Below are 20,966 nucleotides of genomic sequence, written 5' to 3'. Positions count from 1 at the left end.
GCCAGAGCAGGGCGGGAGTTTACACTCCCGCCCTGCTGCATTTCGAGGACGGGGTGGGGAATTGCCTGAAGATCATCATACCGGATCATGCCTGTGCGGAGCAGTGCACCTTGAAACGCGTGGGCCACTGCGTGGCATCATCTATTGCCACTGCACGCAATGTCGCAAGCAATCAGGGCATCACTATGCCGCGACCAATGTGGCCGACGATTCCATTCGCGTAGACGGCGCCGAAAATATCACCTGGTACCAATCCAGCGAGACGGCGCGCCGCGGTTTTTGCCGGATTTGTGGCTCCGTATTATTCTGGAAACACAACGATCGCGATTATGTCTCCGTTATGGCGGGGGCGTTCGACCGGCCAACCGGGCTTCATGGCGAGCGGCATATTTTCACTGCGGACAAGGGCGATTATTACGACATCGACGACGGATTGCCGCAGTATCCGTAGGCTCGATCGGGGCTTCTATCCAAATTGATCTTGTTCTAAAGCTTTCCCTGAAGCGCGACGGGGAATCGATATGCAACGCATCTTGCTGGCATTCATCAATTCGATGCGGGCGCTGCGCTGGCTGGCGCGCCACGAGAAGGCTGTACAGCAGGAACTGGCGCTTTTCGCCCTTTCCATTCCCGTGGCGCTTTACATCGCGGAAAGCGCACTGATGTTTCTACTACTGACCGGCGCCATCCTGTTCCTCATCATGATCGAAGTGCTCAATACCGGCATCGAGGCGGCTTGCAATGCCGTCTCGCGCGAGTTCCAGAAGGATATCCAGATAGCCAAGGATTGCGGCTCGCTCGCCGTACTGATCTCGATCATTCTTGCTGCTACAGTCTGGGGTTATGCATTATTCCAGGCCTTTTGGGGTTGAATGTCAGGCGTCCGATCGCCAGACCAGATTGCAACCTTGATGCCCTCGCGCTAAAGCTTTCCCATGATGAAAAAGCCTGTCGTTCCCGATATTTTGCGTATTGCCGTGGCCCAGCTCAATCCGATGCTGGGCGATATCGAGGCCAATCTCGCCAAGGCCCGCGAGGCGCGCGCCGATGCTGCGCGCCAGGGGGCGGATATCGTCCTCTTCACCGAACTTTTCATCTCGGGCTACCCGCCGGAAGATCTGGTGCTGAAGCCGGCCTTCACCGATGCCTGCGAGAAAGCGGTGCGTGAACTCGCCGTCGATACAATCGATGGGGGACCTGGCGTGATCATCGGCACGCCGCTGAAGCGTGACACCGGTTTGCATAATTCGGTGATGGTGCTTGATGGCGGAGACGTGATTGCCGAGCGCTATAAGGTCGATCTGCCGAATTATGGCGAATTCGACGAGAAGCGGGTCTTCGTGGCGGGACCAATGCTGGGTCCGGTCAATTTCCGCGGTGTGCGACTCGGCATTCCGATCTGTGAGGATATCTGGGGCGATTTCGGCGTTTGCGAGACGCTTAGCGAGAGCGGGGCGGAAATCCTGCTCGTGCCCAATGGCTCGCCCTATTATCGTGACAAGCTGGACGTGCGTCATCAGGTGGCGATCAGGCAAGTGATCGAAACCGGGCTGCCGCTGCTTTACGCCAACCAGCTCGGCGGCCAGGACGAGCTTGTTTTCGATGGTGCTTCCTTCGCCATCAATGCAGACAAATCGCTTGCCTTCCAGATGTCGCAGTTCGAGGAGCAACTGGCGGTCATCACTTGGAAGCGAAGCGGCGATGGCTGGGCCTGCGTCGGCGGCCCGATGTCGAAAATCCCGGAAAAGGAAGAGGCTGATTACCGTGCGTGCATGCTAGGCCTGCGCGACTACGTCAACAAAAACGGTTTCAAGAATGTGGTCCTCGGCCTGTCCGGTGGCATCGATTCGGCCCTGTGCGCGGCGCTGGCCGTCGATGCGCTCGGCGAAGAGCGGCTTCGCGCAGTGATGATGCCTTATCGCTATACGTCGAAGGATTCGCTGAAAGACGCCGAGGATTGCGCGCGCGCGCTCGGCTGCCGCTATGATATCGTGCCGATCTTCGAGCCTGTGGACGGCTTCATGAATGCGCTGGCGCCGATGTTCGACGGCACCAAGGAAGGCATTACCGAAGAGAATTTGCAGAGCCGCACGCGCGGAACGATCCTGATGGCCATCTCCAACAAGTTCGGTTCGATGGTGGTAACGACGGGCAACAAGTCCGAAATGTCGGTCGGCTACGCCACGCTCTATGGCGATATGAATGGCGGTTTCAATCCGATCAAGGATCTCTACAAGATGCAGGTCTATGCGCTTTCCGCCTGGCGCAACGGCCATGTGCCGCCAACTGCGCTCGGTTCCTCGGGTGTGGTCATTCCGCAAAACATCATAGACAAGGCGCCTTCGGCGGAGTTGCGCGAGAACCAGACGGATCAGGATTCGCTGCCGCCTTATCCCGTGCTTGACGACATTCTGGAATGCCTTGTGGAAAACGAGATGGGCGTCGAGGACATCGTGGCGCGCGGTCACGACCGTGACACGGTGCACCGCATCGAGCATCTGCTCTACATCGCCGAATACAAGCGCAGGCAATCGGCGCCGGGCGTGAAGATCACCAGGAAGAATTTCGGCCGCGACCGCCGCTATCCCATCACCAACCGGTTCAGAGACCGGTCATAATTCAGGTACATCGATGACCGTCACCGTCCGTTTCGCCCCGTCTCCGACGGGCTATATCCATATCGGCAACACGCGAACAGCTTTGTTCAACTGGCTGTTTGCGCTGAAGAACGGCGGGCGTTTCGTACTCCGCTTCGACGACACGGATGTCGAGCGCTCGAAGAGCGAATATGCCGAGGCGATCGCCACGGACCTCGATTGGCTTGGTGTCAAGCCTGACCGGGTGGAGCATCAGTCGAAGCGTTTCGCCGTCTATGACGCGGCGGTGGAAAAGCTGAAAAGCGCGGGGCTGCTCTATCCTTGCTACGAAACGACGGAAGAGCTGGAGCGCCGGCGCAAGCTGCGTCTCACACGCCGGCTGCCGCCGATCTATGGCCGCGAGGCTCTGAAGCAGACGGATGCGGAGCGCACGGCGTTCGAGGCTGAGGGACGTAAAGCCCATTGGCGCTTCCTGCTGCCGAATTTCAAGGACGATCCGTTCTCGCCTGTGCGCACGGAGGTTCATTGGGACGATCTGGTGCGCGGGCCGCAGACAGTCGATCTGGCGTCAATGTCGGACCCTGTGCTGGTGCGCGAGGACGGAACCTATCTCTACACGCTGCCCTCGGTCGCCGACGATATCGACATGGGCATCAGCCATATCATCCGCGGCGACGATCATGTCACCAATACCGGTGCGCAGATCGCGCTTTTCCAGGCGCTCGGCGCCGAGCCGCCGGAGTTCGGGCATCATAATCTCCTGACCACCATCTCGGGCGAGGGACTGTCGAAGCGCAGTGGCTCGCTTTCGGTCGGCTCCTTGCGGGAGGCAGGTTATGAGCCGATGGCGGTCGCTTCGCTGGCGGTGCTGATCGGCAGCTCGGAAAACGTCATCGCCGCGGCCGACATGCAGGTGCTGGCTGAGCATTTCGATCCGGCGGCGACCTCCAAATCATCGGCGAAGTTCGATCCGGCCGAGTTGGATACCCTCAACCGCGCGCTGGTCCATACGCTTGACTTCGAGGCGGTGCGCGGACGACTGGCGGCGTTAGGCATAGAGGGTGAGAGTGCGGAGGCGTTCTGGATAGCCGTACGCGGCAATCTCGGCCGCGTCAGCGACGCGTCGCTTTGGTGGAAGATTGTCAATGAGGGGGTGCACTCCACCCCGGATCTGTCGGAGGAAGACATAGCCTTCGTGCGTCAGGCTTTCGACTTCCTGCCGCCGGAGCCGTGGGACCGGCAGACATGGAAGATATGGACCGATGCGGTCAAGGAAGCCAGCGGGCGCAAGGGCAAGACTTTGTTCATGCCCTTGCGCCTTGCGCTTACCGGTCTTTCTTCTGGCCCGGAGCTCGCAGACCTTTTGCCTCTTTTCGGTCGGGAAGGAACGTTGGGCCGACGACCCTGATCCTTGTTCCCGTCGAACTGGTCAGGACGGAGGCATCTTTTTCCGTCAGTCTCTGCAAGTCGTCCCTGTTGAGGCCACCTTCGGTGTTGAGCATTGTTTCAGGGTCGGCTGCCGGGTCTGGGCGCATGCGCGGAACGCCGATAAAGGAGGACGTCTTGTCCGACTCCGCCTGTTCATCGCCGCCATGGCCAAGCATCGTAAAGTTCTTGTCGATTGCACCGCTCGGCGCGCTGGGTTGATTTTGTGCGGTGAACGCGCTTCCTTCGACTGGCAAGCTCTGGCGCGCAGCCTGACAAGTGCATCCGGGGGGCGATGTCGTTGCTGTGCGATAGTCGAAGGCAGTCGGCAGCGTTGCATAGGGCATGTTGGTGTCAGCGGACACCATGTCCTCGGATTCCTCGTTCTTCACATCATGATAATACAACGCGACATCGGTGCCGGGGCACATCGCCGAACACGCATTGCGGTCGCGCGGGAAGAACCGGCGTTCGGTGGAAAAGGATATCGGAAAGTAATAGCCGTCGCATGTGCGGACGCATAGCGTGCGAAAGCCGCTCTTGACGGAATAGTTTCTGACCGGCGCCGCGCCTTCATTGGTTGCCGAAACGTTTTCGACGCGTCGTTTGACGGGCTCACGTTCGCGTTCGCGCTCCCGTTCTCGTACCACAGCGCGCGTGCGCTCCTTTTCGCGCTTAGGCTGGATAGCGGCTCTCGTTCGCCTCACCATGGGAGAGACTGTGGTCTCAGGCTCCTCTGTTTGTTGTCGCCTCTCGTTGTTGAAGAGGCGGGTGAAAAGCCCGACTGATCGCTTCTGCGGTGCGCTGCAATCATTGGCGGACAACGCCGCCAATACACGCTGGCGGTCTGCTCCTCCGCCACCGCCCTGCTTCGCCTGCGCAATGCTGGCCGTCAACTTATTGATGGAGGCGTTGATGCTGAGGCATTGAGGGGAATTAGAAGGTCGCGAGAACAACCCGCCGGTACAGCCGGCTTGTCTTGCGCCAATGCGGGCATGCGTCAGTTGGCTTTGCAACTGGCGGACAGCCGGGCTGTTGGCGCCCCCCCGGCTTCGACCGGACAGGGAGGCCAGTTGCCGCTGCAATTTGCTGCAGACGGGGGAGGCGGCGTTGCCATCTCCTGTCGAGACGGCAAACATGCTGATAGCGATGCTTGCTATAGTGATCGTTAGAAAAAATCTGCTCATCAATGTCGTCAGCCCTGATCTTTCGGTAAAACCCGGCACATGAATCCGTAGTTCTCCGAACTATCGAGGCTTTTGACGTCATTTTCCCCAGATTATGCCCCGAATCCGCAAGCTCCTGAACGGAAGCTAACTTCAATATCTTAAGCTGTCACTAACAATCATTCTCCTGTGAAGTAATAATCAAATATAGTTGCTTTATAGTTGTTTTTCTGTGTCGATCCGCTGAGATGCTTCAACCACGGCAAGCGCTGTCATGTTGACGATACCACGCGAGGTAACCGACGGTGTCAGGATGTGGGCGGGTCTTGCCGCACCCAGCAATATCGGTCCGACATGCAGTGCTTCGGTGACGCTCTTGACCACATTGAGCGTGATATTGGCGGCGTCGAGGTTCGGGAAGACCAGGAGATTGGCCTCGCCCGTCAGCCGTGAAGCCGGGAAGGCGCGTTCGCGCAAGGCCTGCGACAGCGCCGCATCGCCATGCATCTCACCATCGACTTCGAGACCGGGATGGCGTTCGCTGAGGATCGCGGTGGCGCGCCGCATCTTTTCCGCGCTTTCGGAATCCTTGGAACCGAAGTTCGAGTGAGAAAGGAGCGCGGCCTTCGGTTCAATGCCGAAACGGCGGATTTCATTGGCGGCGAGGATCGTCATTTCGGCGATGTCCTCCGCATCAGGATCGACGGTCACGTAGGTGTCCGTCAGGAACAGGGTGCCGCGCTGCGAGATGAGCAGGCTCAGAGCGGAGAAATCACGCAGGCCCTTCGCCTTGCCGATGATCTGACCAACCAGCCGCAAATGACGCTCGAAACGGCCTTCCAGCCCACAGATCATGGCGTCCGCCTCGTCGCGCATCACCGCAAGTGCGGCGATGGCGGTCGCATTGGTGCGCACGATGGTGCGTGCGGTCTCCGGCGTCACGCCCTGGCGGCCGGTATATTTCAGGAACAGATCGACATAATCGCGATAGCGGGGGTCGTCCTCGGGATTGATGAGCTCGAAATCGATGCCGATACGGATCCTGAGGCCATAACGCTTGAGGCGGGTTTCGACCACCTGCGGACGCCCGATCAGCGTCGGGATGGCGATGCCTTCCTCGATAACGACTTGCGCGGCGCGCAGGACGCGCTCGTCCTCGCCGTCGGCATAGATGACGCGCTTCTTCTCCGCGACGCGGGCGGCAGTGAAGACGGGCTTCATGATGAGGCCTGAACGGAAGACGAAGCGGTTGAGCTTGTCGAGATAGGCTTCCATGTCCTCGATCGGACGGGTGGCGACGCCTGTTTCCATCGCGGCTCTCGCGACAGCAGGCGCAATGCGCAGGATCAGGCGCTGGTCGAAGGGCGAGGGGATGAGATAATCGGGGCCGAAGGTCGGCGTTTCGCCGGAATAAGCGCGCGCGGCGACATCGGATGGCTCCTCGCGGGCAAGTGCGGCAATCGCCTTGACCGCAGCCATCTTCATTTCCTCGTTGATCGCCGTCGCGCCGACATCGAGCGCGCCACGGAAGATATAGGGGAAACAGAGGACGTTGTTGACCTGGTTGGGGAAATCCGAGCGCCCGGTGCAGATCATCGCATCGGCGCGGGCAAGCCGGGCGGCTTCCGGCATGATCTCAGGCGTCGGGTTGGCCAGCGCCATAATCAGCGGTTGCGGGGCCATCTGCTTCAGAAGTTCCGGCTTCAGCACGCCGGCGGCGGAAAGCCCGAGGAAAACATCGGCACCTGTGATGACATCGGCCAGCACGCGGGCATCGGTCTTCTGCGCGTAGACGGCTTTCCACCGATCCATGAGCACCGTGCGGCCCTCATAGACCACGCCTTCCAGGTCGCAGACCCAGATGTTCTCGCGCTTCGCGCCCAGCGTCACCAAAAGGTTGAGACAAGCGAGCGCCGCCGCGCCCGCGCCTGAGGCGACGATCTTGGCTGAGGCGATGTCCTTTCCGGCGAGTTCCAGCCCATTAAGGATCGCCGCCGCCACGATGATGGCCGTACCGTGCTGGTCGTCATGGAACACCGGGATTTTCATCCGGGCGCGCAGTTGCTCCTCCACCTCAAAGCATTCCGGCGCCTTGATATCCTCGAGATTGATGCCGCCGAAGGTCGGCTCCAGGGCAGCCACCACCTCGACGATACGGTCGATCTCATTTGCATCGATTTCGATATCGAAGACATCGATATCAGCGAATTTCTTGAACAGAACCGCCTTGCCTTCCATCACTGGCTTGGAGGCGAGGGGGCCGATATTGCCGAGGCCGAGAACGGCGGTGCCGTTTGATACGACGGCGACGAGGTTGCCGCGTGCGGTATATTCGGCGACGAGCGACGGGTCATCAAAGATGGCAAGGCAGGGAGCGGCGACGCCGGGAGAATAGGCAAGCGCCAGGTCGCGCTGGTTGCCCAGCGATTTCGTCGCCTGGATCTCCAGTTTTCCCGGTTTGGGATAGCGGTGGAAGAACAGGGCCGCTTCATCGAAATCGGAGAGGACGGGCTTGGGGGGCTTGCTCATGGTCAATTACTTTCCGGGGAAGCGGGCTGGAAAATACCGGCGCTGGAGCGCGCCGAGCGGGATGCGAGGATGAAGAATACGGCGCCTGATATTGGCGGGAATGCGGTCAAAAAGCACTCCTGTAGGCTCCACCGTCGATGATAAGGTTCTGGCCGGTGATATAGCCGGCATGGCTGGAGCAGAGGAAAGCGCAGGCATTGCCGAATTCATCCGGCGTTCCGAAGCGGCCGGCGGGAATTTCGGCCATGCGTTGCGCTGCTTCGTCCTCTGGCGCCACCCCTGCCTTTTCCGCGCCGAAGCGAATGCCGTTGCGCAGGCGGTCGGTGTCGAACGAGCCGGGCAGGATGTTGTTGATCGTTACATTCTCCCTGACGACGGTGCGGGCGATGCCCGCCAGGAACGAGGTCAGTCCAGCGCGCGCGCCGGAGGAGAGATCCAGACCAGCTATGGGCTTATAGACCGAAGTCGAGGTGATGTTGACGATGCGTCCGAAACGGCGCGAGACCATCCCGTCGATGACCGCCTTGATCAGCTCGATCGGGGTGATCATGTTCTGCGTCACGCCGTCGAGGATCGCCTGACGGTCGAGCTGGCGGAAATCGCGGTGCGGAGGGCCGCCATTGTTGTTGACCAGGATATCCGGCTCGGGGCAGGCGGCGAGCAGTTGCTTTTGCCCGTCCGGGGTGGAGACGTCTGCCAGAACCGGCGTAATCGTGACGCCGGTGGCGCGCCGAAGCTCCTCTGCGGTGGCGGCAAGTATCTTCTCGTCGCGGCCATTGATGACAAGATCGCATCCGGCTTCGGCCAAAGCCAATGCGCAGGCCTTGCCAAGCCCTCTGCTCGATGCACAGACGATCGCCTTGCGGCCTTTCAGTCCCAGATCCATGGCTAACTCCATCTTGTTATGTGTTCTGATAGGCCAAAGAACGCGCTTTGCAAATCACCAAAACGGGGTCGATGGCTCTGCCGCGACGACGTGACCCCGGTCGTGGGCTTTGGCCACCATCCAATGCACCGTCACACGTTTGTGACATGAATCGTGTTTGTGTCGCCTCGAACGTGAGCCATCACAAGACGAACGGAACCTGGCGATGGGCAGACAAGCAGGCGACGAGGCAAAGAAATACCGCACGCTTTTCATTTCGGACGTCCATCTGGGCTCCAAAGGTGCGAAGGCGGAATTCCTCCTGGACTTCCTGCGCTTTCACGACGCCGATACCATCTATCTTGTGGGCGACATCGTGGACGGGTGGCGGTTGCGGCGCAACTGGCACTGGCCACAGGAACATAATGATGTGGTGCAGAAGCTTCTGCGCAAGAGCCGCAAAGGCTCCAACATCATCTATATCGCCGGCAATCACGACGAGTTCCTCCGCGATTTTCAGGGGACGCATTTCGGCGGCATCGAGGTGATGAACCGCACGGTACACGAGACCGCCGATGGCCGCAAATTTCTGGTTATCCACGGCGACCAGTTTGACGTGGTGGTGCGCAACGCACGCTTCATCGCCTATCTCGGCGATTGGGCCTATGATGCGGCCATCGCCTTCAACACCGTGATGAACAGGGTGCGCCGCCTGCTCGGCCTGCGCTACTGGTCGTTTTCGGCGTGGGCGAAGTTCCGCGTGAAAAAGGCGGTCAATTTCATCGGTGCGTTCCAGGATGTCGTGTCGGAGGAGGCACGCCGCGTCGGGGTCGATGGGGTCATTTGCGGCCATATCCATCATGCCACGATCGAAATGATCGACGGGGTGGAATATATCAATACCGGCGACTGGGTGGAAAGCTGCACGGCGGTGGCCGAGCATTTCGACGGTACCATGGAACTGATCTCGTGGACGCATCTGATCGGTGAAAGCGCAGGCTTCGCGCCCGTCATCGACCTGCAGGATCATCGTCCGGCGGCCCGCAAAGCCATGCCGAAGCCGGCAAATGTCGCCTGATGAAGCGTATCGTCATCGTCACCGACGCCTGGCATCCGCAAGTCAACGGCGTCGTTCGGACGCTGACCCATATAAGCGACCTGATGAGCGAGCGGGGTTATGCGGTGACGATCGTGTCGCCGTCCGACTACCGGTCGGTGGCATGTCCGACCTATCCGGAGATCAGGCTGGCGCTGACGCATCCCGCAGCCGTACGCGCGGCACTTGCCAAGCTGCAGCCGGCTTATATCCACATCGCCACGGAAGGGCCACTCGGCATCATGGCGCGGCGCGCCTGCCTCAAGAACGGCTGGCGCTTCACGACCAGTTTCCACACCCGCTTTCCCGAATATCTCTACGAGCGGTTCCCGGTGCCGCTGTCGTTGACCTATGGATTCCTGCGGCGGTTCCACAATGCGGGCGAGTGTACCCTCGTGCCGACACAATCGATTCAGGATGAACTCGCGGCGCGCGGCTTCACGAAGCTGAAGATTTGGACGAGGGGGGTCGACCGTGCCCTGTTCCGGCCCCAGCCGGACGTGAATCTTGGCTTGCCGCATCCGATTTTTCTTTGTGTCGGGCGTGTTGCGCCGGAAAAGAACCTGACGGCTTTTCTGTCGCTCGACTTGCCGGGAACGAAACTCGTGGTGGGCGATGGCCCCAGTCTCGAAGAACTGAAGGCGCGCTTTCCGAAAGCGGTATTCGCCGGCAAAAAAGAGGGGGCAGAGCTCGCACGCTATTACGCAGGCTCGGATGTCTTCGTTTTTCCCAGCCGGACCGATACGTTTGGACTTGTGTTGCTCGAAGCCATCGCCAGCGGCATGCCTGTCGCGGCCTTTCCCGTGCCGGGGTCTCGCGATGTCATCGGCACGACAGGGGCGGGCGTTCTCTCGGAGGATCTGCAGCAAGCCTGTCTCGGCGCCCTGGAGATGGGGCGGGTCGATCCTGACAAGGTGCTGAAGGATTATACCTGGGAGGCTTGCGCAGACATTTTCGAAGAAATATTGGCGCCGGCCGCATTGCCTCAAGTGGCCTGAGCGGGTGGACTAAAGAAGAACATGGCGGGCCATGTCCTTCTTCTGCTTGCTTGCGATCAGAATTGCTTGCCGATCTTTGCGTCGACCGACTGGCTGTTGGCGCCGCGGATGACGAAGAAGAGCATGATCGCCGACCACAGAATCGATTTTTCCGCGCCGGGATAGCCCTGGCCCTGAACGCTCCAATGAAACCACACGGTGACCAGAAGGACGATCAGCGTGGCAAAGGCGGCCGGGCGGGTCAGGAGGCCGATGGCGAGAAGGATGCCACCAAAGAACTCGGTGACGGAAAGCAGTGGCGACCAGAAGCTGCCTGGATAAAAGCCGAGGCCTTCCACCATTCCGGATGCTCCGAACGGATCGAGAATCTTGCCATAGCCATGGGTTACCAGTGCCGCGCCCGCGATGAACCGCAGCAGGGTTTCGGCGAATTCATGCAGCGATGAATAAATGCCTCCCAATCCCGGGATGACGAGTTTCTTGCGGTTTGTGGAAGTGATGTCGCTCAAGGTTCTTTCCCCCTACACTTGCGGTCGATGTTGCTCATGTCAGCAAAACATATTGCCGATAAAAACATGATATACACGATCAAGTAAATTGTTTTGATGCGGCTCCCCCCTGATCACACGGGATTGTCAGCCCCAGAGATCAGGTTCGGGCGGATAGACGAGTGTTCCCTCGTAGACCAGCCCGGGAGAGCGATCCCGGCCCAGGAGCAGCGGTCCGTCCAGATCGGCATAATCGGCATCCTGCGCCAGCAGCACAGCAGGCGCCATGCCGAGCGAAGTTCCGACCATGCAGCCGACCATTATGCCAAGTCCGAGTTCTCTGGCACGCGTGCGCATGGTGAGCGCCTCGGTGAGGCCTCCGGTCTTGTCCAGCTTTATGTTGACGGCGTCATAGCGACCTACGAGCGCTTCCAGCCCTTGCGAGGTATGGGCGCTTTCGTCGGCGCAAACAGGCACCGGCCGCGGCGTCGTGGCCAGAAAATCATCTTGTCCGGCGGGCAGCGGCTGCTCGATGAGCGCAATGCCCGCTTCGGCGGCGATCATCATGTTCTTGCGAAAGTTTTCCTCGGTCCAGCCTTCGTTGGCATCGAGGATGATTCGGCTTGAAGGAGCGGCGTCGGCCACTGCATGGATGCGGGCCGCATCGTTTTCTCCACCGATTTTCACCTTGATGACCGGGTGGGCGGAGAGGGCGCGGGCGGCTTCGGCCATGGCTTCTGGATCACCCATGGAGATGGTGATCGCCGTTCGCAACGGATGAGGCGGCTTTGATGAAATCATTGCTGCCACGCGTTTGCCCATGCGTTTCGCCTCGAGGTCCCACAATGCGCAATCCACGGCGTTGCGGGCGGCGCCAGCGCGCATCAGCCGGAGAATGTCCTGCCGGGTCGCTCCCTCGGCAATTGCACCCCGTGCGGCTTCGATTTCAGCGGTCACGCTTTCCATGCTCTCGCCATATCGGGCATAGGGCACGCACTCGCCGCACCCTACATGATTGCCATCTCTCAGCGTGCAGACAAGCACCACAGCTTCAGTCTTGGAGCCACGCGAGATCGTAAACTTGCCTGCGATGGGATAGCGATCACGCTCGATTTGCAGATCTATGCGCATTGTTCGGCCCGGGTCAGCCTGTTACCGCGCCGCGTCCAATCGAACGCGCGACGCTGTAATATTTTGAAATGCTGCATAATTTCGTCCCGAAATCGATTCTGATTTAATGAATTATACAGTAGCGGCTTGTCGCCGGCCAAGTGACAGGACCTGAAAGACTCGATAAAGAATAAGACATGTTGACCGACGCTGCGGACCCTTCAAGTGCCGCCCCCAATTCGACTCCCCGGATCGAGGTGACGACTGATAACGTCGGCGCCACGATCGCGCTTGGCGGGCGCTGGACATCGCGCAGCGTCCATCTGGTTGACGACGAGATGCGCAAGCTCCAGAGCCTGGGTGGTTTCTCCAACGCCTCGATCGATCTGACGGATGTCGCTGGGCTCGATACGGCTGGCGCCTGGCTCATCGAGAGACTCAGCCGTTCCCTCAAGGGGCGCGATATCGGCGTCACCTTGCATGGCACACGCGAGGCATGGCGGCCGCTCCTGGCGACGGTCGGCGAAGCGGTGGACCGCAACAGCCATGCGACTCGCCCCAAGCGAGGGCTCTTCCTCATCGATATTCTGGAATCCCTGGGAAAGCTCACCTATTCCGCGCGCGACGATTTCCTGATGTCGATGCATATACTGGGCGCGACCATCCGTGGATCGCAGATGAAGCTCGGCAGGGGCAGCGGCATCAATTTCGCGGCCATCACCAATCAGATCGACCGTATGGGCGTCGGCGCCATTCCGGTCATCCTGCTGATGTCGACGATCATCGGCGCGATTATCGCCCAGCAGGGTGCTTTCCAGCTACGCTATTTCGGGGCGGAGATATTCGTCGTCGATCTGGTGGGCATCCTGGTGTTGCGTGAGATCGGCGTGCTTTTGACCGCTATCATGGTGGCGGGACGTTCTGGAAGTGCGATCACGGCCGAAATCGGATCGATGAAAATGCGCGAGGAAACCGACGCGCTGACGGTCATCGGCCTCAACCCAGTTGGCGTCCTGGTTTTTCCGCGCCTCTCGGCGTTGGTCATCGTATTGCCGCTTCTGACGATCCTTGCCGATCTTGCGGCGTTGGCAGGGGCGGGATTCGTGGTCTGGACCTATTCCGGTATCTCGCCCGACGCGTTTCTGGTACGCCTGCGCGACGCCATCGATATCTCAACCTACCTTGCCGGGCTGATCAAGGCGCCTTTCATGGCGATGATCATCGGCGTCATGGCCTCGGTCGAGGGCATGAAGGTGGGGGGAAGTGCTGAATCGCTCGGACGCCGTGTTACCGCGTCAGTCGTCAAATCCATCTTCGTGGTCATTGTCGTGGACGGCATGTTCGCGATGTTCTACGCAGCCATCAATTTCTAGCGGGACAGATGAACCACGCGGTCCAAGCCGAACCAGACCAGATAGACCGCTCCGCCGAGCCGGTGATATCCGTGCGCGATGTCACCGTCTCGTTTGGAAAGACGGTCGTTCTCGACAAGCTCTGCCTGGACATTTTTCCGGGCGAGATATTGGGCTTCATCGGACCTTCCGGTTCGGGTAAATCGGTGCTCATGCGCACGATCCTCGGTCTCAACCACAAGACATCAGGGGAAATACGGATATTCGGCCATGATATCGATCATGTAAGCGATATCGAAAAGATGGAAATCGACATGCGCATGGGCGTTCTGTTCCAGCATGGCGCGCTTTTCTCATCGCTGAATGTCCTGGAGAACATCCAGGTGCCGATGCGTGAATATCTCGATCTGTCGCCCAAGCTGATGGATGAACTGGCGCGGCTGAAGATCGATCTCGTGGGACTTGCGCCCGATACGGCCGAGAAGTTCCCCTCCGAGCTTTCAGGCGGAATGATCAAGCGTGCAGCCCTTGCCCGGGCGTTGGCGCTGGATCCTGATGTTGTCTTTCTCGATGAGCCAACCTCGGGCCTCGATCCGATCGGCGCTGCCGAATTCGACGACCTGATCGCCAATCTGCGCGATACAATGGGGTTGACCGTCTATATGGTGACACATGATCTCGACAGCCTCTTTGCCGTTTGCGACCGCATTGCGGTGCTTGGGGAAAAGCGGGTACTGGTTGAAGGAACGATCGAGGATATGCTTACGGTTGATGATCCCTGGGTCAAATCCTATTTTCGTGGTAAGCGCGCCCGCCAGATCGATCCGGCGGCGCCAACCAGGCGCCGGGCCGAACCCGGGCCTCGGCAGGCCGGATAAGACATGGAAGCCACTGGATAAGATATGGAAACAAGAGCCAATTATGTTCTGGTGGGCATTTTCACCCTGCTCGTGAGCCTTGCGGCCTTCGGGTTCGTCTACTGGATCGCCCGCTATGGTGAAAGCCGGGATACCGTGACGCTGGAAATACGCATCCCCGGGTCAGTCACAGGCCTTTCCATCGGCAGCCAGGTGCTGTTCAACGGCATCAAGGTTGGCGATGTGCGCAGGCTTTACCTCGATCCTACCAATCCGAACATGGTCATAGCGCAGACCGAAGTGAACCGCACGACGCCCGTCACCCGCTCCACCAAGGCCGAACTCGGCTTTCAGGGTCTTACGGGGCAGGCCTATGTAGAGCTGAAAGGTGGAAGTCTCGACGAGCCAAATCTGCTTGAGGAGGCGGAAAAGAACAATCAGGTTGCGTTGATCAATGCCGATCCTTCGGTCGTCAACAATCTTCTGGCCACGGCGCAGGATATTTTCGCGCGGGCCAACAGCGCGCTCGAGGCGCTCGAAGGCTTCATCCAGGATGTGCGCGCGCCGCTGACGGCTACGGTTGAGAACACCAAGACTTTCACAGACGCCCTTGCCAAGAATTCCAAGGTCATAGACGAGCTCGCCGCAAACGCCGGCGATGTCCAGGCGACCATCCAGAACGCACGTGAGGCGATGGCCCGGCTCAATGCTGCTTCGGTGCGCGTCGACGGAATCATGCAGAAGGTCGATACTCTGCTTTCCGAGGACAACAAGAACGGCGTCGTGGCGCAAACCAAGCAAACACTCGAGTCCATCCGCAATACCTCCGACACGCTGAATGCGCGTCTCGGCCCGATCGCCGACAATCTGCAGCGTTTTTCGGGAACTGGCCTGCGCGATGTGCAGGCGCTCGTCACCGACAGCCGCCGCTCGATCCAGCGTATCGAGCGGGCGATCACAGACCTGGAAAAGAATCCGCAAAGGCTCATTTTCGGTGGACAGGGGTCCGTCCCGCAATATGACGGACGCACACGGCATTGATCCGGTTGCGTTCACGTGAGATGAGTAAATTCCGCGCGATAGGGACGGGCTTGCATTTGGAGAAATTTCGAAAATCCGGGCGGATTGCCGGCGCTGTTCTGCTGGCTGCGATGGTCGCATCCTGCGGCACCGTTCCGCTCGATACGTTCGACCTGATTGCCTCCAATCCTCCGATATCCGGCAAGAGCCGCAAGAACATCCAGATTCTGATCGCCGCTCCGGCAGCGCTGAAGGCATTCGACGGCGAGAACATCGTCATCAATACCTCCGCAGCCGAGATCGAATATCTGAAGGGCGCGCAATGGGGAGACCGGCTGCCCACGCTCGTGCAGTCGCGCCTGGTGCAGGCTTTCGACAATACCGGCCTTCTGGGCGGCGTCGGACGGCCCGGAGACGGTCTCGCCATCAACTACCAGATCATCACCGACATCCGTACCTTCGGCGTCGATGCGTTCACCTCCCCGCAAATGGCGGTTGTCGAGATCGCGACCAAGATATTGAACGACAAGAATGGCGAAGTCCGCTCGACACGCGTGTTCAAGGCTTCAGTGCCGGTGAGCGGAGCCGGCAATACCGCTTATGTCCAGGCGCTCAACGCAGCCTTCGACAAGGTCACCGGCGATATCGTCAGCTGGACGCTTTCGGTGATCTGACAGGGATTTCCCGTCGTCGCTTGAGTTGTTGGTTCAACCCCGAATCGAAAACGCGGCCCCATGAGGGCCGCGTTTTGCGTTTCTGCCTGTCCCGCCTATCAGCGCAGGCGGCCGCTGGCGTGGGCGAGCATGGTGTAGACCTTGCCGGTATCCGAGGTCAGGTAGGTCTGCGTCACCATGTTGTCGCGGTCGTTGCGGGCTACGTCTTCGAGCAGGCGCTGGAAATCGTCCATGTAGCGGTCTACCGCACGGCGGAATTCGCTGTCCGACTGGTACTTGCGCTTGATCTCGTCGAAGGTCTGCTGGCCCTTGAGCGTATAGAGGCGGCGGGTGAAGACGTTGCGCTCGCCGCGGCGATAACGGTCCCAGAGCTCCACCGATGCATCGTGATCGATGGCGCGCGCGATATCGACCGACAGGGAATTGAGCGATTCGACCACATGGGCAGGTGAGCGCGGCGCAGCGGTCGGCTGTGCACGGAGTTGTTCCGCCTGCTCGTCCTCACGCGAGGCGCGGGCCAGAAGATCGGAGACCCAGCCGCCGCCATTGCGCGTCGCGGGGGCCGCTGGCGCCGGTGCAGGCTGGCTCCTGCCAACGGGTTCTTCTACCGGGAGGGCGCGCTCCGGGGCACGCGGTGCGGGGGCCGCCATCGATGGCGATGGCATGGCTGCAGCTACGGGAGCGGCAGGTGCCGGGCGCGGCCCGGAAGCGGGGCGGGGAACGGTCCGGTCGGCACGGCTTTCGCCGACATCGACCAGGCGGCCTGATTTGTTGACGATCTCCGCCAGTTCCTTGAGCGCGTTGATCTGTTCCGAAACGGCCTTGCGCATGGCCTTGGTCGATTCCTTGGCTTCAGCGGGCATATCGAGCACGCCACGCTGCAGTTCGCTGCGGGTCTCGTTGAGTTCGGTGCGGATTTCCGCCGCGGTACGACGGATTTCATCCGTGGCGCTGGTGAATTTCTGCGATGCCTGCTCGACCACGTCCGATATGGCGGCGCGCATCTGCTCTGCGGACATCCGCGTGCGGCCTTCAGCGCGTTCGAAAGCGGTCGAAACCAGCTTCTCGAAGGAGCGCATGACCTGCTCGATGCCTTCCGACCGCTGAACCAGGCCGGAGGCCAGGTCCTGCAGCGCCTGCTGACGCTCTTCGAGGGTCGCGGCAAGATTGTTCTGCGCCGAGCCGATCATGTCGTTGGCTGAGCCCAGCACCTTGCTGTGTTCCTCGAAACGCTCGGCAATATTGGTGATTTGCTTCAGCGTTTCATTAGAGAGCGTGCTCAATGTGCCGATATTGCCGTCGATAAGCCGGGTCGAGGAGGCAAATGTCTCCGCCGCGCGGCTGGTGTGCTCGGCAAAGGAGGACGTGGTGTCGAAAAGGCGTGTGTCGATATCGCCCAAATTGCGCGTGGCGACATCGATGAGCTCGCCAAGCTTGACGTTGGAGGCGGCCAGACGGTCGATGAGATCGCCGACGCCGTCCGACAAGCCCGATTTGGCTTCCTGAATGGCGGAGATGGTTTCCGCGGTCCGGCTGGCAAGCGCGTTGACCAGGGCGGCATTCTCGGCGCGTAGCCTGTCGGTTGCGGCGTGGGTGGCTTCCTCGAGCTGACTTGCCAGACCGCGGCCGCTATCGGCCAGACGCTCGACGAGGGGTTCGGCGGTATCATGAAGAATCCGCGTGATCTCCTGCGAACGCGCTGCCAGAACGGCGTTGAGCTCGCGGGTGCGCTCTTCGAGCGTCGCCGAGGTATTTTCCGTCACATGGGCGATACGCGCTTCAATAGAGCCTAGTTCGCTCGTGACACGCGATCCGATCTCGCCGAGGCTCATGGCAATGACATCCGCACGCTCGTTGAGGCGGGCTTCCGTTCCGCTAAGGTTTTCGATGAGGCGCGCGCTGAAGGATTCGCCGTAGCCGTCAAGCGCTTCGCTGGCCTTCGCTGCCTCGGCCGACAACGTATTGGCTGCCTCGCCGATTTTTTCGCGCAATGCGCCTGCAACCACCGATGCGCTCTGCTCGAGCGATTTGCGCACATTGTCAACGCCGACGGCGAGTGCCTTCTGCATGGTCGAGGTGCGTTCGTCGATGATGCCGGTCTGGTCCTCGAAGGCCCGTCCAAGCGCGGCGCTGCTTTCGCCGACCGCCTGATGGAGCATGGCGGTGCGCTGTTCGAGGATCGCACTGTGATCTTGCAGCGTCTCGCTGAGCGAAGCCGTCGTTTCCGTCAGTGCCGCGCGGATTTCGGCCGCGCGATCTTCGATGGTGCGCTCGTGCCCGTCCAGCGTTTGGGCGAGGGCGGCATGGTTTTGCACGAGGACGGAGCTCAGGCCAGACGTGCGCTCCGAGATGGCACGGGTATGTTCCTCGAAGCTGGTGTCCAGCGTATCGCGACTATCCGAAAGTGCGGCGCGGATGGCGGCAGTGCGCTCCTCAAGCGCCCGGGAAAGCGCATCCTGGCCATCGACCAGAATGTCACGAACACCATTGGTGCGTTCATCAATCGTGCGGGCAATCGCATCCTGGCTGCCGCTCAGGAGTTCACGGATACCCCGTGTGCGCTCGTCGAGCGCGCGGGCAAGCGCTGCCTGGCTTTCGCCGAGGACATCGCGGACGCCGTGGGTGCGCTCGTCGATCGACTTGACGTGGTTTTCGAAGACATTCTGCAGCATCGTGTTGTTTTCGACCAATGCCGCGCGGATGCCGGTGACCCTCTCGTCGAGAGTAGCGCCGTGCTTCTCGAATGTCCTGTCGAGAATTGCGCTGTTTTCGGCGATCGCGGCCTTGATGGCTGCGGTGCGCTCTTCGAGCAGCGAGGCATGGCTGTCGGTGACGCCGCCGAGCGCCAGCGTGCTGGCGGCAACGGCATTCTCGATATCGGCGGTGCGGGCGGAAAGCGTATCGGCATGGTCGCGAATGACAGCGGAGACACGATCTGTCTCGCCGGCCAGCGAGGCAGCGAGGGCGTCGCGGCCTTCCGCAAGTTGTCCCGCGAAGGATGCCGCCTTTTCATTGAGCAGCACTGTGACCGAATCGGCGATGCCTGAGAGATCGCTGCTGATCTTGGTCTTGGTCTCGTCGATGACGTCACTGATCGAGGAGCGGCCCTCGGAAAAGGTTTCGGCGATTTCACGGGTGCGCGAAATCAGGTTTTCGTTGATCTGGCGCGCGCGCGCTTCCAGAGCCGCATTCAGCTTTTCGGTGCTGCTGTCGAGCGATTGCGCGCGTGTCTCGAATTCGCTCAGGAGCGAGCGGCCGCGCTCGGAGAGCGTGTTGTCCAGATTGGCGAGACGCGTGTCGAACTCGCTGACCATCGATTGCGTGGCGCTCCCGAGCAGGGAGGCAATGCCGCTGGTGCGCTTGTCGAGCGCTTCCTCCAGATTTGCCGTCACCAATTGCGACTGCTCGGTCAGCGTGGCGATCCGGGTATCCAGCAAACTGGCGAATGCCTCGCCCGAGGTCGTGATGCGCGACGAGACGTCTACGGCGCGCGTGTCGATCGCGCTGGTGATGACATTGCCGCTTTCGTTGATGCGGTTGACCAGATTGTCGCCGGAAAGCGCGAGCGATTCAGTCAGTTGTGTCGATGCGCCCAGCACGCTGTCTCTAATGATGCTGCTGGCGGTGGTCAGTTCCTCCTTCAGGTGCTCATGCGCACCTGAGATGGAAGAGCGAACGCGTTCGGCGTGGGTAACGACGGCCTCGCGCTCATGGCCCAGTTCGCCGACAAGCGTGCGGATGCGGATTTCATTGTCGGTATAGGCGCGTTCGAGCTCGTTCACCTCGGTCTGGACGAGGGTTTCGAGTTCTACGGCGCGGGCAAGCGTACGCTCGATGCCTTCGCTCATCGCCGCGACTTCGCGGCGTACCGCCTGGCCGAGGGAGGCCACGCGTTCGCCCGCGATAGCCTCGGGTTCGGCGAGGCGCATGGCTGCTTCGGTCATCGTGCGTGCTGCAAACTGCATTTCCTGCGCACGCCGCAGCATATGGGCGAAACCCCAGAACATCAGGATCGGGACGGCAATGCCGGTCGCGACCGCGATGCCGCTTGGCGATGTGACAAAATTACCGAACGCCTGAGGCGATGTCAGGCCAGACGAGCTGAGCGAATGGCCGATCGCCAAGCCGCCGGCGGCCCAGATCGCGCTGATGGCGGTGGTGGTCCAATAGATGCTGTTAGACGAGCGTTGCGCCAGGCCACCACGACGCAGAAAGGCCGTGTCACGGCGCAAATCATCATTGGCGGGTGTCAGGGAAGCCGCTTTTGGTTGGTTCTGGAGCGGCTGATTTTGGGCCTGCTGATGATTGAATTGCGGCTGAGCTGCCGAGAACGCCACTGCCGGATCCTCGGCAGGCGTCGAAACGGCTGCAACCCTGGGCGGCGTGGGAGGCGGCGGCGGCGCAGCTACGACAGCGGGCTTTGCCTTGGCGGATGGAAGCGCCTTTACGGACGAAATAGGTGCAGGTGGGTTTCTTTTCTCATTGGCAAGTTCTTCCGCGGCCCGCGAGATCTGTTCCTCCAGATCGTCGAGCGAGAAATCGCCTGCGGCCGAGCCCAGATCCATATCGATGCCCATGTCATCGTCGAAATCGATGTCCAGGGCCTGTTCCAACGCTGCCTCGACTTCGAGGTCGATTTTCTCCGCTTTGGTTTTGGGTGCCATCGCCGTTCTTACCTCGTACTCATTCACTGATGTGCGCATTCAGATGCTGCACCGAACACATTTACGCCCATTCCTATCACGTCGGCATATCGTACTGGCTCGTTTACCGGAAAGAAACTGGTGAA

Annotated in this window: 16 protein-coding genes; 10 read left to right on the top strand and 6 right to left on the bottom strand. The window is 60.3% G+C overall.

From position 1 onward, the window contains the following. Nucleotides 1–61: 61 nt before the first annotated feature. From DUT91_RS00210 to gltX, 4 genes are all read left to right on the top strand, one after another. Complete coding sequence (locus DUT91_RS00210) at nt 62–451, top strand: GFA family protein (protein WP_114438381.1); 390 nt, start codon at nt 62–64, stop codon at nt 449–451. 70 nt (nt 452–521) lie between these two features. Then, entirely contained in the window at nt 522–872 is a 351-nt protein-coding gene (locus DUT91_RS00205) for a diacylglycerol kinase (RefSeq protein ID WP_114438380.1), read from the top strand. A 66-nt stretch (nt 873–938) separates the two neighbouring features. Then, nucleotides 939–2,618 (top strand): NAD+ synthase, encoded by a 1,680-nt coding sequence (locus DUT91_RS00200; protein ID WP_425373734.1) that lies wholly within the window; start codon nt 939–941, stop codon nt 2,616–2,618. Nucleotides 2,619–2,631: 13 nt separating this feature from the next. After that, nucleotides 2,632–4,005 carry a glutamate--tRNA ligase gene (gltX, locus tag DUT91_RS00195; RefSeq protein ID WP_114438378.1) on the top strand — a complete coding sequence of 458 codons (1,374 nt, stop codon included), beginning with the start codon at nt 2,632–2,634 and terminating at the stop codon, nt 4,003–4,005. On the opposite strand, the gene DUT91_RS00190 is transcribed toward gltX, so the two are convergent. The 3 genes from DUT91_RS00190 to DUT91_RS00180 all read right to left on the bottom strand — a co-directional run bounded on the left by DUT91_RS00190 (nt 3,923) and on the right by DUT91_RS00180 (nt 8,603). Next, nucleotides 3,923–5,209: a DUF2865 domain-containing protein gene (locus DUT91_RS00190; RefSeq protein ID WP_147272131.1), complete on the bottom strand. Its 1,287-nt coding sequence runs from the start codon at nt 5,207–5,209 to the stop codon at nt 3,923–3,925. The two genes, gltX and DUT91_RS00190, sit on opposite strands and share 83 nt — an antisense overlap. Before the next feature lie 195 nt (nt 5,210–5,404). Then, nucleotides 5,405–7,717: an NADP-dependent malic enzyme gene (locus DUT91_RS00185; protein ID WP_114438376.1), complete on the bottom strand. Its 2,313-nt coding sequence runs from the start codon at nt 7,715–7,717 to the stop codon at nt 5,405–5,407. 106 nt (nt 7,718–7,823) lie between these two features. Next, on the bottom strand, nt 7,824–8,603 hold the full coding sequence (locus tag DUT91_RS00180; protein WP_114438375.1) for an SDR family oxidoreductase: 780 nt from the start codon (nt 8,601–8,603) through the stop codon (nt 7,824–7,826). Between the two features lie 205 nt (nt 8,604–8,808). On the opposite strand from DUT91_RS00180, the gene DUT91_RS00175 reads away from it, so the two are divergent. Both DUT91_RS00175 and DUT91_RS00170 read left to right on the top strand, forming a co-directional pair. Then, nucleotides 8,809–9,660 (top strand): UDP-2,3-diacylglucosamine diphosphatase, encoded by an 852-nt coding sequence (locus tag DUT91_RS00175; protein WP_114438374.1) that lies wholly within the window; start codon nt 8,809–8,811, stop codon nt 9,658–9,660. Further along, complete coding sequence (locus tag DUT91_RS00170) at nt 9,660–10,676, top strand: glycosyltransferase family 4 protein (RefSeq protein ID WP_114438373.1); 1,017 nt, start codon at nt 9,660–9,662, stop codon at nt 10,674–10,676. Before DUT91_RS00175 ends, DUT91_RS00170 begins: the two co-directional genes overlap by 1 nt. Before the next feature lie 56 nt (nt 10,677–10,732). Here DUT91_RS00170 and DUT91_RS00165 read toward each other — a convergent pair whose 3' ends face one another. Next, nucleotides 10,733–11,185: a DoxX family protein gene (locus tag DUT91_RS00165; protein ID WP_200834859.1), complete on the bottom strand. Its 453-nt coding sequence runs from the start codon at nt 11,183–11,185 to the stop codon at nt 10,733–10,735. A 126-nt stretch (nt 11,186–11,311) separates the two neighbouring features. Then, on the bottom strand, nt 11,312–12,295 hold the full coding sequence (dgcA, locus tag DUT91_RS00160) for an N-acetyl-D-Glu racemase DgcA (RefSeq protein ID WP_114438372.1): 984 nt from the start codon (nt 12,293–12,295) through the stop codon (nt 11,312–11,314). A gap of 176 nt (nt 12,296–12,471) precedes the next feature. Between dgcA and DUT91_RS00155 the strand changes: the two genes are divergently transcribed. From DUT91_RS00155 to DUT91_RS00140, 4 genes are all read left to right on the top strand, one after another. Continuing rightward, nucleotides 12,472–13,647 carry an ABC transporter permease gene (locus tag DUT91_RS00155; RefSeq protein WP_114438371.1) on the top strand — a complete coding sequence of 392 codons (1,176 nt, stop codon included), beginning with the start codon at nt 12,472–12,474 and terminating at the stop codon, nt 13,645–13,647. Between the two features lie 8 nt (nt 13,648–13,655). Continuing rightward, entirely contained in the window at nt 13,656–14,504 is an 849-nt protein-coding gene (locus DUT91_RS00150; protein WP_114438370.1) for an ABC transporter ATP-binding protein, read from the top strand. 24 nt (nt 14,505–14,528) lie between these two features. Then, entirely contained in the window at nt 14,529–15,524 is a 996-nt protein-coding gene (locus DUT91_RS00145; RefSeq protein WP_114438369.1) for an MlaD family protein, read from the top strand. 110 nt (nt 15,525–15,634) lie between these two features. Beyond that, complete coding sequence (locus DUT91_RS00140; RefSeq protein ID WP_245419473.1) at nt 15,635–16,177, top strand: ABC-type transport auxiliary lipoprotein family protein; 543 nt, start codon at nt 15,635–15,637, stop codon at nt 16,175–16,177. A 98-nt stretch (nt 16,178–16,275) separates the two neighbouring features. Here the strand turns inward: DUT91_RS00140 and DUT91_RS00135 are convergent, their stop codons facing one another. Further along, the gene (locus DUT91_RS00135; RefSeq protein WP_114438367.1) at nt 16,276–20,841 is read right to left on the bottom strand and encodes an apolipoprotein A-IV repeat region-like domain-containing protein; all 4,566 of its coding nucleotides are present in this window, start codon (nt 20,839–20,841) and stop codon (nt 16,276–16,278) included. Nucleotides 20,842–20,966: the final 125 nt, after the last annotated feature.

Origin of the sequence: Paramesorhizobium salinisoli (assembly GCF_003335045.1) — a bacterium.
Taxonomy (GTDB): Bacteria; Pseudomonadota; Alphaproteobacteria; order Rhizobiales; family Rhizobiaceae; genus Paramesorhizobium; species Paramesorhizobium salinisoli.
The sequence above is the reverse complement of the archived record's forward strand: the minus strand, read 5'-3'. Positions and strand labels throughout refer to the sequence as shown.

What these genes read in the sequence shown, in the direction of transcription:
- DUT91_RS00205 (WP_114438380.1), top strand. Translation starts at nt 522, where the DNA reads ATGCAACGCATCTTGCTGGCATTCATCAATTCGATGCGGGCGCTGCGC.
- DUT91_RS00200 (WP_425373734.1), top strand. Translation starts at nt 939, where the DNA reads ATGAAAAAGCCTGTCGTTCCCGATATTTTGCGTATTGCCGTGGCCCAG.
- gltX (WP_114438378.1), top strand. Translation starts at nt 2,632, where the DNA reads ATGACCGTCACCGTCCGTTTCGCCCCGTCTCCGACGGGCTATATCCAT.
- DUT91_RS00190 (WP_147272131.1), bottom strand. Translation starts at nt 5,209, where the DNA reads ATGAGCAGATTTTTTCTAACGATCACTATAGCAAGCATCGCTATCAGC.
- DUT91_RS00185 (WP_114438376.1), bottom strand. Translation starts at nt 7,717, where the DNA reads ATGAGCAAGCCCCCCAAGCCCGTCCTCTCCGATTTCGATGAAGCGGCC.
- DUT91_RS00180 (WP_114438375.1), bottom strand. Translation starts at nt 8,603, where the DNA reads ATGGATCTGGGACTGAAAGGCCGCAAGGCGATCGTCTGTGCATCGAGC.
- DUT91_RS00175 (WP_114438374.1), top strand. Translation starts at nt 8,809, where the DNA reads ATGGGCAGACAAGCAGGCGACGAGGCAAAGAAATACCGCACGCTTTTC.
- DUT91_RS00170 (WP_114438373.1), top strand. Translation starts at nt 9,660, where the DNA reads ATGAAGCGTATCGTCATCGTCACCGACGCCTGGCATCCGCAAGTCAAC.
- dgcA (WP_114438372.1), bottom strand. Translation starts at nt 12,295, where the DNA reads ATGCGCATAGATCTGCAAATCGAGCGTGATCGCTATCCCATCGCAGGC.
- DUT91_RS00155 (WP_114438371.1), top strand. Translation starts at nt 12,472, where the DNA reads ATGTTGACCGACGCTGCGGACCCTTCAAGTGCCGCCCCCAATTCGACT.
- DUT91_RS00150 (WP_114438370.1), top strand. Translation starts at nt 13,656, where the DNA reads ATGAACCACGCGGTCCAAGCCGAACCAGACCAGATAGACCGCTCCGCC.
- DUT91_RS00145 (WP_114438369.1), top strand. Translation starts at nt 14,529, where the DNA reads ATGGAAACAAGAGCCAATTATGTTCTGGTGGGCATTTTCACCCTGCTC.
- DUT91_RS00140 (WP_245419473.1), top strand. Translation starts at nt 15,635, where the DNA reads ATGGTCGCATCCTGCGGCACCGTTCCGCTCGATACGTTCGACCTGATT.
- DUT91_RS00135 (WP_114438367.1), bottom strand. Translation starts at nt 20,841, where the DNA reads ATGGCACCCAAAACCAAAGCGGAGAAAATCGACCTCGAAGTCGAGGCA.